Source organism: Paenibacillus sp. FSL R10-2782, assembly GCF_038592985.1.
GTDB lineage: Bacteria > Bacillota > Bacilli > Paenibacillales > Paenibacillaceae > Paenibacillus > Paenibacillus terrae_C.
On the sequence record NZ_CP151951.1, the window covers coordinates 4,426,225 to 4,438,244 of the forward strand.

General features: G+C 46.0%; 14 protein-coding genes and 2 pseudogenes. 12 read left to right on the forward strand and 4 right to left on the reverse strand.

The genetic code is table 11. The features are described from left to right. Positions 1-168: 168 nt before the first annotated feature. Entirely contained in the window at positions 169-1,593 is a 1,425-nt protein-coding gene (locus NST83_RS20170) for a PLP-dependent aminotransferase family protein (RefSeq protein WP_342415431.1), read from the forward strand. Positions 1,594-1,709: 116 nt separating this feature from the next. Here NST83_RS20170 and NST83_RS20175 read toward each other — a convergent pair whose 3' ends face one another. After that, positions 1,710-2,441 (reverse strand): gamma-glutamyl-gamma-aminobutyrate hydrolase family protein, encoded by a 732-nt coding sequence (locus tag NST83_RS20175; protein ID WP_342415432.1) that lies wholly within the window; start codon positions 2,439-2,441, stop codon positions 1,710-1,712. 255 nt (positions 2,442-2,696) lie between these two features. Between NST83_RS20175 and NST83_RS20180 the strand changes: the two genes are divergently transcribed. From NST83_RS20180 to NST83_RS20230, 11 genes and pseudogenes are all read left to right on the forward strand, one after another. After that, the gene (locus tag NST83_RS20180; protein WP_342418006.1) at positions 2,697-4,127 is read left to right on the forward strand and encodes a PLP-dependent aminotransferase family protein; all 1,431 of its coding nucleotides are present in this window, start codon (positions 2,697-2,699) and stop codon (positions 4,125-4,127) included. Positions 4,128-4,233: 106 nt separating this feature from the next. Then, positions 4,234-4,572 (forward strand): annotated as a pseudogene (locus tag NST83_RS20185) (helix-turn-helix domain-containing protein). A 158-nt stretch (positions 4,573-4,730) separates the two neighbouring features. Next, positions 4,731-5,078, forward strand: coding sequence for a tyrosine-type recombinase/integrase (locus tag NST83_RS20190; RefSeq protein WP_342418007.1), 348 nt, complete (start codon positions 4,731-4,733; stop codon positions 5,076-5,078). Positions 5,079-5,323: 245 nt separating this feature from the next. Then, positions 5,324-5,512, forward strand: coding sequence for an AAA family ATPase (locus tag NST83_RS20195; protein WP_342415433.1), 189 nt, complete (start codon positions 5,324-5,326; stop codon positions 5,510-5,512). 4 nt (positions 5,513-5,516) lie between these two features. Beyond that, positions 5,517-6,077 carry a hypothetical protein gene (locus tag NST83_RS20200; protein WP_342415434.1) on the forward strand — a complete coding sequence of 187 codons (561 nt, stop codon included), beginning with the start codon at positions 5,517-5,519 and terminating at the stop codon, positions 6,075-6,077. Between the two features lie 18 nt (positions 6,078-6,095). Next, entirely contained in the window at positions 6,096-6,767 is a 672-nt protein-coding gene (locus NST83_RS20205) for a hypothetical protein (RefSeq protein WP_342415435.1), read from the forward strand. Positions 6,768-6,851: 84 nt separating this feature from the next. After that, a complete protein-coding gene (locus NST83_RS20210) occupies positions 6,852-7,592 on the forward strand; it encodes a C39 family peptidase (RefSeq protein ID WP_342415436.1) in 741 nt (246 codons plus the stop codon). 11 nt (positions 7,593-7,603) lie between these two features. Continuing rightward, entirely contained in the window at positions 7,604-7,825 is a 222-nt protein-coding gene (locus tag NST83_RS20215; protein ID WP_342415437.1) for a hypothetical protein, read from the forward strand. 124 nt (positions 7,826-7,949) lie between these two features. Continuing rightward, complete coding sequence (locus tag NST83_RS20220; protein ID WP_342415438.1) at positions 7,950-8,153, forward strand: hypothetical protein; 204 nt, start codon at positions 7,950-7,952, stop codon at positions 8,151-8,153. Positions 8,154-8,852: 699 nt separating this feature from the next. Continuing rightward, on the forward strand, positions 8,853-8,942 hold the full coding sequence (locus tag NST83_RS20225; RefSeq protein WP_342418008.1) for a hypothetical protein: 90 nt from the start codon (positions 8,853-8,855) through the stop codon (positions 8,940-8,942). Between the two features lie 79 nt (positions 8,943-9,021). Further along, on the forward strand, positions 9,022-9,219 hold the full coding sequence (locus NST83_RS20230) for a helix-turn-helix domain-containing protein (RefSeq protein WP_014278025.1): 198 nt from the start codon (positions 9,022-9,024) through the stop codon (positions 9,217-9,219). A gap of 303 nt (positions 9,220-9,522) precedes the next feature. Here the strand turns inward: NST83_RS20230 and NST83_RS20235 are convergent, their stop codons facing one another. The 3 genes and pseudogenes from NST83_RS20235 to NST83_RS20245 form a co-directional block, all read right to left on the reverse strand. After that, positions 9,523-10,503: an NAD-dependent epimerase/dehydratase family protein gene (locus NST83_RS20235; RefSeq protein ID WP_342415439.1), complete on the reverse strand. Its 981-nt coding sequence runs from the start codon at positions 10,501-10,503 to the stop codon at positions 9,523-9,525. Continuing rightward, complete coding sequence (locus NST83_RS20240; protein ID WP_342415440.1) at positions 10,500-11,075, reverse strand: TetR/AcrR family transcriptional regulator; 576 nt, start codon at positions 11,073-11,075, stop codon at positions 10,500-10,502. Before NST83_RS20240 ends, NST83_RS20235 begins: the two co-directional genes overlap by 4 nt. Positions 11,076-11,215: 140 nt before the next feature. Further along, positions 11,216-11,452, reverse strand: a pseudogene (locus NST83_RS20245) (MFS transporter); the annotation flags it as partial. Between the last annotated feature and the right edge of the window lie 568 nt (positions 11,453-12,020).

The window sequence follows — 12,020 nt, forward strand, 5'->3', positions numbered from 1 at the left end:
CGTTTTCTCCACTGTAATCGACACGTTCGTATTCTATTGTGGAATCAAAGAACTTTATGTTAGTATATCAGCAGATGGATTGGTTATATCTATCCAAAACACATGCATTTCAGCAATCCAAAATGATTATATATTCCTATTTATTCCAGAAAGGCAGGATACGCATTTATGAAAATAGACCGCACCAGCACAAGGCCCATATGGCAGCAATTGCTTGACCAGGCTATAGATCAGATTACAAATGGCGTGTGGAAGCCTGATGAAGTCCTGTCTCCTTCTCGTGAACTTGCTAAACAGCTAAACGTTTCTCGATCAACGATACAAATTGTATATGAAGAACTGCTTACTCGCGGATATACAGTGACCTCGCGTCGCGGGGGGACACGCGTGAATGACTGGCGTCACATGGCGGGCAAACCAACAGAAGAATCTGCTTCTCGTATTCCCCCACAACTCCCTGCAATGCCCCATCTCATCGGTCAATCACAGAAATGGTTCAGAAGCAAGGATCATCCGAATTCAGTCATTGACTTTAGTCCCTATCAGCCTTATCTGGATTCACACTTTCATAATGCATGGCGCAAATCCTATCTGAACGCCTCTTCCGAATTAAGCACATCCACATGGTCTTATGGGGATGCCTTTGGATTTGAGCCTCTGCGCAAACAAATCCAGCGTTATTTATCCCTTGAACGCGGCATTCACGTTCAAACCAACCAGATTTTGTTGACATCCGGAGCGCAGCAAAGTATTGACCTCATCGCTCAAGCCCTTTTAACCCGAGGTGACACGGTTACGGTCGAAGATCCCGGCTACCCTGTGGCGTGGATGACGATGAAATACAGGCACATGAAGGTTGCTCCGGTTCCTGTTGATGAATATGGCCTGGTCGTGGAGAAAGTACCGTCTGAAGCCAGGCTTATTTTCGTTACCCCTGCTCATCAATGCGCCGTTGGTGTCATGTTATCGGCATCACGCAGGCAGCAGCTTTTGCATACAGCTGCACAACAACGGGCATGGATTGTTGAAGATGATTATGACAGTGAGTTCCGATACCGCGGTGAGCCAGTGCCGTCCTTGTATAGCCAGCTTCCACAAAATTGTCTGTACTTAATGAGCTTCTCAAAATTGACTGCACCGGGCATTCGAATATCCGCAGTGATCGGGCCTACGGAGGCAATTGCGCAACTTGCTTGCATTCAAGCGTTTACCTATCGCCATCTTCCTGTCATGGAACAAGTAACGCTGACACACTTCATAGAGCACGGCTATTTCATGCGCCATATGCGACGAGTTCGAAATATTTATCGCCGCCGGCACGAAATCATGCAAAAGTCCATTGCTGCAAGCGGTCTTGGCGACAAATTCACTTTAAGAGGAATTGAAACAGGTCTCCATGTCTTACTGGAGGCTGATGGATGTTTTGATGAGGATACAATGACCCTTCGTGCGCTTCAGAGGGGGGTTAAGGTGCATCAACTCCATTCCTACTGCCTGGAGAGCAAACGTAAAGGATGGGTGCTGGGCTTTGCCAAGGTAGACGAGGAACTCATTGAGGAAGGAATACATCGACTGGCAGACACGGTCTTATAAACATAGATGGACAGCATTCATCATGGTCAAAGACAATAAAAGAACCATTGTCTCTGCTAACAAGAGTCGTGGTTCTTGATTGTCGTTTGACCTGAAGTCTTTGACATGGTGTCGATCTATTTCCAGTGCGATTTCTCCACATATGCAGCCATGAATGTATCCAAAAATACAAATAGCTGATGATTCATGCTGGTATAATCATTTTTCCTTAAATTCTCCGGTTGCTGAACATAACGTCTGTATTTGTTGTCGGCCAATTCTTCTTCTGAATGCGCAATCAAAAGCTCAATCAATTCAGGGTTGAACTCCATGTGGCATTGAAATCCGTATACAAATTCTTCGTATTTTACAATTTGTCTCGGGCAGCCTTCGCTATATGCTACTATTTGACTTCCTTCTGTTAATCCGGGCATGTCACTATGCCAATGGCCTACAACACTAGTATTACCGAAATGAGAAAAGAGATCTATGCATTTCCCTTCATCCGTAAAAGTTATAGGAAAGCAGCCAATTTCTTTTTCAGTACTATGCTCATGTCTCGCACCAAGGGCCTCCCCAATGAGTTGGGCCCCCAAGCACACGCCTAATACCGCTTTGTTGGACTCTACGCATTGCTTAATCAGGGCCATTTCCGAAGCCGCATCAAAATGCGGACACATTTCAAGCGTTGTTCTTGGCGATTGCGGTCCACCCATTACGATTAATAAATCAATTTCCTCAACCGAATGAGGAAGCTGCTCACCAATATAAACCCTCGAATAGCCAACACTATATCCTTTTACTTCGGCCCATGCGAGAAAAGCGCCTGGTCCTTCAAAAACTTCATGAATGAGAAAATGGATGTGCACATGAAAAACTCCTTTTCATTTGGTATGTTCATTCATCAAACATCAATACTCTTTAAGTGTAGCAATGATATAGCGGCAAGAAACGGTCCAAAATGAGTACTCTGAACAATCCATTTCATCCGCTGTCGTTGCAACAGTTTGCCAAAGCAACTTTGATCATGTTAGTATATGGACTAATGGATTGTTAATCATATTAAAAAACATATGTTTTAGGCAATCCATACTTCATGATTGGAAGTATTCGAGGTGAAACCGATGTTGACCGTAAACCGAGATGATAAACAGCCAATTTGGCAGCAATTACTTGACCAAATGATTCATAACATTACAACCGGGAAATGGCCCCCTGGGGAATTATTGCTTCCTTCCCGTGAACTTGCGCAATTAGTGGGAGTCTCGCGTTCAACAATTCAGATGGTCTATGAGGAGCTATTCAGCCGAGGGTACACCGTAACATCTCGTCGAAGCGGTACAAGAGTTAGTGATTGGGCGTATGCGCCTCATTCCTCAGCAGAAGCCTCCTCCCATCAACCTGGAACTCCTGAACTACCAAAAATAAATATGGATGTAAGCCATTTATACAACTGGATCAGAGGCAACGAGGAACAAGTCGCAGAGATTGATTTTAGTCCTCATGAGCCGTATTTGGATGATCAATTTAAAAAGTATTGGCGCAAATCTTTTATACAGGCGTCCTCCGAAGCAGACCTGGACCATTGGGCATACGGTGACACCTATGGACTAGTGTCCTTACGCGAGCAGATTCAACGTTACTTATCATTGGAGCGAGGCATCCACGTGGATCTCGACCAAATCCTGTTAACCTCAGGTGCACAGCATACTCTCGATTTGATCGCCCAGGGCCTTTTACAAGAAGGAGACATCGTATCGATAGAAGATCCCGGCTTTCCTGTGTCCTGGTTGACAATGAACTATCGGCGTATGAATACTGTTCCTGTTCCAGTGGATGCTTATGGGCTGCAAGTGAATTGTGTTGACCCTCAATCCAGACTTGTTTTTGTTACGCCTGGTCACCAATGTGCAGTAGGAGTCATCCTGTCTGAACCGCGCAGGCAGCAATTGTTACAGATGGCCGCGCAACATTCATTCTGGATTGTTGAGGATGATTATGACAGCGAATTTCGCTATCGGGGCGACCCTCTTCCAACGTTATATAACCAGCAACCGCAAAACATATTGTATATGATGAGCTTTTCCAAAATGATTGCCCCCGGTATTCGTATATCAGCACTTGTTGGCCCTAAAGAAGCCATCCGCCAGCTTTCCCGCATTCATGAATTAACCTATCGCCATCTGCCCATTATGGAACAATTAACGCTTGCTCATTTTATTGAGCATGGCCATTTCTTGCGACATATGAGAAGGGTGCGCAATATATATCGGCGTAGACACGAGGCCATGACAAAAGCGATCCTTACGACAGGTCTGGATAAACGCTTCAAATTAAGCGGTGTAGATACAGGCCTGCATATACTTCTTGAAGCTGAAGCCTCATTTGATGAAGAAACGGTAACCCGACAAGCCCTTGAAAAAGGGGTTCGCATGTACCCTCTTAGCACATACTGCTTTGAAAGTAATCGGAAAGGATGGGTGCTGGGCTTTGCCAAGGTGAATGAAGCGACCATTGAAGAAGGGGTTCGTCGGCTAGCAAAAATACTGACATAACGACTACACTTAGTTGGTCCATGAAAATGAGGGCTTGTAGAATGAGCATATCTTCCTAAAGTAGTCAGGTACAATCGACTGTAGCTTCAAGAAAGGAGAAGACAATGTGAAGAAAAGCGGGAGACCTCGCGAATTCAACAGACCTGAAGAATTAGAAGCCGCAATGGATGCTTTTTGACAAAAAGGATATGAAGCCTGCTCAACTGAGGACTTATGCAGTAGAACAGGACTTGGCAGAGGCAGCTTGTATAATGCGTTTGGCGGTAAGCATGAACTGTATGAGCAGGGAATCGAGTCTGGAGATATTGCTTCCGAGAGACCCGCCTTGGAACTGGCAAAAACGTTTCTAAGCAGCTACTATGGTCTTCGCATTCTCAATGCCTCTACGCGGAACCGCGACATGGCACACAACATTGTCGATCGCACATTGGCCTCCATTTTTTAGCTGGTAGAACCGGCCATTTTTTCAGTCTAATTTGTACTGAATAATCAAATATATATAAAATCAAGGAACTCCTATTAACACCAACGAAAAGGAGATTTTTCAAATCCCATTTGTTATTTACGTGTTTAGTCTGACTATTTTTTGCATGAGACCTCCGAATTCATGGTCGCGGGTATGATGAAAGCAAGTCAAGCTACTGCACGGAATACCAAGAGTATATTTATCTGGACAAGTTGGGAAAACAGATTAAGCCTAGTTCTGTCACTCAACATTTCTCTGCGGAGCTTAAGCTGAATAACCTAAGGCGTATGCGATATCATGACCTTCGCCATAGTTGTGCTAGCCTTTTGTTGGCAAATAGTATCAGCATGAAGGAGATTCAGGAGTGGTTGGATCATAGCGACTTTTCCACTACAGCCAACATATACGTGCACTTGGACTATAGCGCAAAAATATCTTCAGCCAAAGCTATGACAAACTGCTTAAAATATAAAAAAGACTCGTAAAATTGTCGAAGCAATCCTACAAGTCAATTTAAGTATACCGGCGAGAGGACTCGAACCTCCACGGTTTCCCACTCGATTTTGAGTCGCACATGCTATTGCGACATGAGCAGAAGTTAAGTCCAAGAAGAGGAATATAAAACCCGCGAAAAGCCTTGTAGAATCAAGGTTTTTCGCGGGTTTTTGCGTTGAATTCAGAGCCAGTCTGACTTCCCGACGATCATCGAAAAAGAAGCCATTTTTAGACGTTGGGAAGAACTCGGGAAGAACTAAAGCAGAACCAGCCCGCCCCTACCATTGACCAAATTAATGGAGCGAATGCTCCAGGGAGGGTATATATCATGTCCAAAACAACCGTCATCACTATTGCCAATCAGAAAGGCGGCACAGGCAAAACGACCACCGCCTACAACCTGGTGGTCTGCCGGTTGGCATGAATACTTGGTATGGATTCCAGACTGGGAATGGGTTGAAGGTTCGAATGGCAAAGAACACTGGAGAGATCGTGGCTATTGGGAGGATCAAGGCTGGTGGGATTATCGCCGCGCAAGCTACATGGCCTCACTATCTGCAAGCCAAACCATTGCTCCAGATTCCAAGTCCCCTACCCGCTCAACGAGCCAACTGAAATCTGGGTACGGCATTAATATTAACACTTACACCTCTCTCTCCTCCAATGCGCCAAGCAGTCATATCACCGGCGCTCAACACGCTCTCTCTTACTTTCCTGAATTCGCATATCAGAAATTTTGGCGTCTGCACGATATTAAATCCGCCGGATACAGCGCCAGCTTCTGGCTAAAACCCAATGAGTATTCCACCTATGAAAGTCGGGTTCATTTTACTCCTATTTGGTTCCCAGATGGCCCCTACACTCCCATTACGCGCATTCTGGACGCATGGACACCTGCTGGAATGCTGTCGCTTCAACTACAAACCACGATCACGATATCCGGCAATCTCTTCTCGGATTGGCACATTGCTCCCCAGAATCCCACATAGAAAGAAGGTGCTTCTTCTATGATGCTGCCTATTGTCATCCTGCTCCTCTGCCTTGTTGGCGGAGGAACTGTTTTATTTTACTTGAGAACCAGTAACACCAAATCAAAAGTGCAAGTAAATTTGAGCGGACAAATCGCTCAACAATTCGTGAACGTACAAGATATCCGTGGGAATTTCCTTTTTACGCAGGACGGCTGGCTGCTCTGCTATTTGCGCATATTCCCTATCAGTCTTGACCTGCTCAGTGCTTCAGAAAAAAAACTGCTCATTCAAAAATTGACAGCCGAGCTATCTTCTATTCGTTTCCCCTTCAAGTTTCTCGCCGTCAGCCGTCCGGTAGATATTTCTCCGCTCATTTCCGAACTGGCTTCTATACTTCGTGCTGCTGATCCGAAACAAAAGGAGCTGCTGAGACAAGAGATCGCTGAAATGAACAATCTGGCTCTATCCGGTGAAGTCGTTGAACGACAGTTTTATTTAACCCTCTGGCAGCGACAAGAAAATGGTGAACGTGACCTGCTAGAGAAAGCAAAGCGACTTGTACAGCACTTTGAAGACGAACAAGTTCAGGCTCATGTATTAAAACAGCACGAAATTGTCCAGTTATGCAATTTGGTTAACAATCCAGCTTATACCCATTTGGAAGATGCCGAGGCCAAAGCAACGATTCCGTTTCTAAGGGAGGTGTGAGTCATCGAACCTGCTACCGCAAAACTGCTGGCTAAGCTCGCTCTCAAATTGGCAACAGATGAAAAAGCTCGAAAAAGGTTTTGGATGCTCATACTGGCGCTCATTGTTGGTTTTCTGCTTCTGGTATCTCTGGTGTTGCAGCTTCTTACCTCTCCAATAGAGTCACTCAAGTTGATGCTAGAAGCCGGAGAGCAACCTGTGGTTAATGAGCTACGGATGGACTATGGCTTCACGCAACTACTCCAAGAATCAGATGAAGGCTACACGGAAAGCTTGGGAAAGCAATACGAAGGGGTTATTTTGAAGGACGGAAGTCGGGAAGTGGTTTATTTCAATCAGTTGGATCAACGTTGGGCCGATAAGCCTTATGGCCCTCGTGGCACCATTGGCGTTTCCGGTTGTGGGCCTACTTCGCTGGCTATGGTCGTATCGACGTTGGCCGGAACAACCGTCGATCCAATTGCCATGTCCAAGTGGGCTTATGACAACGGATATCTGGCAGAAGGTAACGGCAGCTACCATAGTCTGATTCCTGATGGAGCCAAGCATTTTGGCTTGCAGGTCGAAGGGGCCTCGCTCAATGAACCGCAAAAGGTCTTGGATACCCTCTCCAACGGAAAGCTGGTTATTGCCATTATGAGCAAGGGTCATTTTACCTCATCCGGTCATTTTCTGGTGCTGCGCGGCGTAACGGCGAATGGCGATATTTTAGTTGCAGATTCAGCCAGCCGTAAACGTAGCGGGCAAACCTGGGATTTCTCCATCGTTTTAAATGAAGCCCGTAAAAATGCCGCCGCGGGCGGCCCCTTTTGGATTATCAGTTAGGAGGCACACGCATGACGAAATCTGAAAAAAACGTTCTGAATGTCAATACTTCCTTATTGAATGTCATTACCCCAATGGGATTGGAGTTTTCTCGAAACGGTCTCATCATCGGTGAGCAGGCTGCGAAGCTGTATGGCGTCATTCAGTATCCGCCTAAAGCGAATGTAGGCTGGGCTTTCTCCCCTTACCAATTTGCCCTCTACGAGGGTAGCCATCGGCTTTCAGCCTATTGATAATAGTGCGCTTATCACCGCCATATCCAAATCTATTACACAAAATCGCAGCGCCGCTGATAGCGCCAAAGACCCGCTTACTCGTCAACGTGCGGAGAAGGCTGCTACAGACGGAGAAAACATTATGCTACAAATTGACCAGAATGGAGAAACCGTTGGTCTGATGAATGTCACTGTCATGCCCTTTGCCAATGATGATAAGCTCTTTGCCCGCACCTGTCGGCGTGTTGAAAGTACATTTAGCCTGATGCGATGCAAAATACGTACATTAGCCCATTTGCAGAAAGACAGCCTGCGGCATCTTTCTCCGATGTATCCGAGTCGTTAGGGAAAAATAGGTACAATAGATTTACTGTGCACAACTACCTTTGAATATGTATGGAAGAAGGTAGGATACAGGAATGATTGAGAAATTCCAAATCATTATCATTTTAGTAACCGTCGGGCTCGGTCTTTTATTAGGACAAGTTCCTGTCATTGAGCAGTATGCCGAATCAATGGTTATACCAGCTTTACTATTTATGCTATACGGATTATTTTTAACAATCCGATACTAGAAAATGAATTTGAAACAAATCAGGTTACTTTTAAAAACGAACGTTACCCTTAAATGAGGATAACGTTCGTTTTAATTTTTATACAAAGTCACTTAAATAAATCAAATCAATTTCGAGCACATTCTGACATGCATTTCATTCATTTTATGTTAGAAGAAGACGAAAATAGACTTGCATATCGGGAGTTGGAACTAATGATTTACTTGAAAGAGCATTCAGCAGTTATGTTAAAGCCTGTCTCCAGCACGCTCAAAAAGATTATTTTGAGAAACTGAGGCGTGATTCAACCTATGTTGTTCCCATGGATGCTGTCACTTTTGAGATTAATATCAATTTTCTAGTTGGTCAGCACAATCTGCCACACATCAACACATTCCTGTTCTTTCTCAAATTCCTGAACTATCGCATCTTAATCAAAAGAACAAAGACTTCTTTACCATAAATATTACGAAGACAAAACAGATAAGGAAATTACTCGACTTTTAGGAACCAGCAGACAAGCTGTTTCCAAAATGAAATCAAATGTTTTGGTGAAGCTTAAAAGAATTATGGAGAAGTAAAAGCCCGTTTGCTTGTCGCAGTCCTCCCTTTTCATCAACATCGCCATCAGCCTTCCTTGACGATAAAAGGAGGATAAATATGAATAGCGTATCTAATCTGCTTCATTTAGCACAACAAGGTGACAAAGAAGCTGAAGCCAAATTGATTATCCGTTATGAGCCAGTTATAAATAAATACGCTAAACGAAATGGAACCATTGATGCAGATTGCAAACAACAGTTGACAATTGCCTTTATCCTGGCAGTTCGTCGCTTTGATCTTAGTCGTTACAAATAATACAAGGACAAGCCATGTGGAGTTTGCTTCACATGGCTTGTCCTTGTATTCACATACTGTATTCTAAATTATTTATAGAGAAATATTCGAGGAAGCAGTTGCTCTTTTCTCTCTTCCTCCCCATTTATATAACAGGAAGCAATCATCAGATCTTAATGTTACCTTGATTACCCCTCGATCTTTAGGAACTTCATATTACTTGTTTCAAGTACGTTCTTTTCTCTGCTGTCTGCCATATCGACAAAAGGGGGCAAGTCCAGAGAACGACTAACCGGCGATTGCCGGCGTTCGCCCTCCAAAGCACTATCGTCGAGCAGATGGTTCCTCATAGCTTTGCAAGCCCGCGTCGCGCAAAGTTCTTCCGACATAGCCCAACTCTCGACGTGCAGCGGCATCGTTGACTGTGAACTCACGCCCGATCATGCGTATCATCGAGCGTGAGATCGGCGGATCCCCGTCTTTCCGCGTGACGGCCCAGATAGTGTCGAGCAGCCGGCCAATGGCAGAGGCAAGCCAGTAGGGCATCGAACGCAACTTATCGATGGACAGGCCCTGTAAGTTCGCGAGCGAGGTGACGAACTCACGGAAAGTCTGCCCTTCCTGGTCTTTGATGAAGAAGGCATGACCGCCTTCTCCGCGTTTGAGAGCGCATTGTATGGCTTCTACCACATTGTCCACGTGGCAGGTTGCAAAAGCGTAGTCACCGCGGTTGATGAAGGCGAACTGTCCAGATCTGACTGCTTCGGGAAGCCCTTGACTAAACGGATCACCAGGCCCCCAGATAGCCGGCGGGCGAAGCGCGATGGTGCGAAAGCCGGGTTTGTTAGCTGCCAGAACCATTGATTCGGCCCGTGCCTTGCTCGCCAGGTAGGCGGAGAAGTGGTTCGGGAAAATCGGCGTGCTTTCATTAACGTTGCGGATTGGCGTACCGCCATTATCCATGAGGATTCCCGCTGCGCTGATGTAGACGAATGTCTTCGCACCAGCGGACTCGGCTGCCTTCAACAAGGCTACGGTTCCATCAACGTTGGTGCGGAAGAAGGGTTCGCGAGGCCCCGAAAAGCGGAACAGGGCGGCCGCGTGCACAACCGCATCAATCACCGGCAATATGAGTGGCGTGCTGCTTTCGAGATCGGCATCGACTGGCGTAGCACCCATGGACTTGAGTTTGGCGTGAGATGATATGGAGCGTGTGAGTGCGAAAATCTCGTGACCGTCCTCTATGAGCTTCGGGATTAGGCGACCGCCTAGCAGACCAGTACCTCCCGTGACAAGAATTTTCATTGTGTTCGTCCTTTCTGTTCAGGATTTAGGACGGACCGTATGGCACCCTCGCGGATTTCCTCCAGGATTTCTGAAGTGGGTGGCACCGCTTTGCGTAGCCGAGCTGTGACGTATAGTAGGGATGCAGCATTCGCAGACGCCCACATGAGATCGGCAGCCACCTCCACCGTCGGCCTGAGCCGGCCCTCAGCAGCGATGGCCGCGATGCGTTGGATGAGGAGCGCAAAGGCCTGCTCGGCGGCGGGAATTTCAGCATCGTTGAGAACGCGGCCCATCATCACCGCGTAGAGCCGTGGACGAGCCGCCGCGAAGCGCACGTAATCGTCCCAGCCTTCGCGTAGTGCCATAACCGGATCGAAGGATTGCGTGGCAGTCCTTTTGCTTTCGAGAAACTGAGCAAATGCTTCCTTAATGGCGGCGCTCAGTAGCCCGTCGGCGCTGCCGAAGTGATGGTACAGCGTCGGTGCGGTCACCTTCGCGATTGCGCAGACGGAGCGTGTTGTGAACTGTGCCTCGCCCTCTTCCTCGAGAACTTGTAAAGCTGCATTGAGTAGAGCGTCGTGTGTATTCATGCGACCAATATAGCACAGCTATATTGGCTTGTCTATAGCGATGCTATATTGGTGCCAATACCCTCCTGACATTCGATAACCCCCAGGTTCCCGACGTGACTATATCCGTTCCCCGTACGGACGCTGAAAATCCCTCGCTTCATTCGATGAGTGGCGACTGTGATGATAGGAGCTCCTATAGCCACACCCAGTGCATATCCGGTAATGAGTAGCCCTGCTGAGGGGATGGACACCTGCAAACTTTTGGCCACTTCAGGAAGTAACCCCATAATAATAAATTCAGTCATCCCAATCGCAAATGCCCCTATTATCAGCGCTAATAGCGCCAAAGTCGGGCTTTTACTTTCTGGTTTATTTTCTATATTCACTGCATCCAAATAAATAACCACCTATCCGTTTTTTTTAAAAAGAAAGCACTCGAAAACCAGCAGCTTTAGCACCGGACTCGGGTGATTCCTGCATTATTCACAAGCCCCATTCGACAAGCTCTTTTTGCTACTCCTTCGATATAGGTCACCAATTTTGTCATACATATACACACAATGGTTGTTGCATCTACTCGTGTTTCCTTGCGAAACAGCATTGCTGCAAATAAGACGAGAAGAATGTTAAATTCATTAGCATGCGCTTGTTATCCCTATCCAATTTGCTGAGCAAAACGCCTCCGAATCCAGGCCCCCCCCTAAACTCCCCAGCTTTAATCCCGTCACGAAATAATCAAATATACGATTCCGGTCTTGCCTTTCACTAGAATCATGATACAATAAAAGGTACCGTTCGGTATCTTTTATTGTACAACAAGCTGTTCTAAAATGAAATAGCGCCGAGCCATTTTGATTTCATGAGAGGTATTACCTTTTTGGAATAACTAAAACTTATAGGAGGACTTGAAAATGACTGAAAAGTAGATTTTAAAGGCGTTGGACTGATCTGAAGAAAGACTGG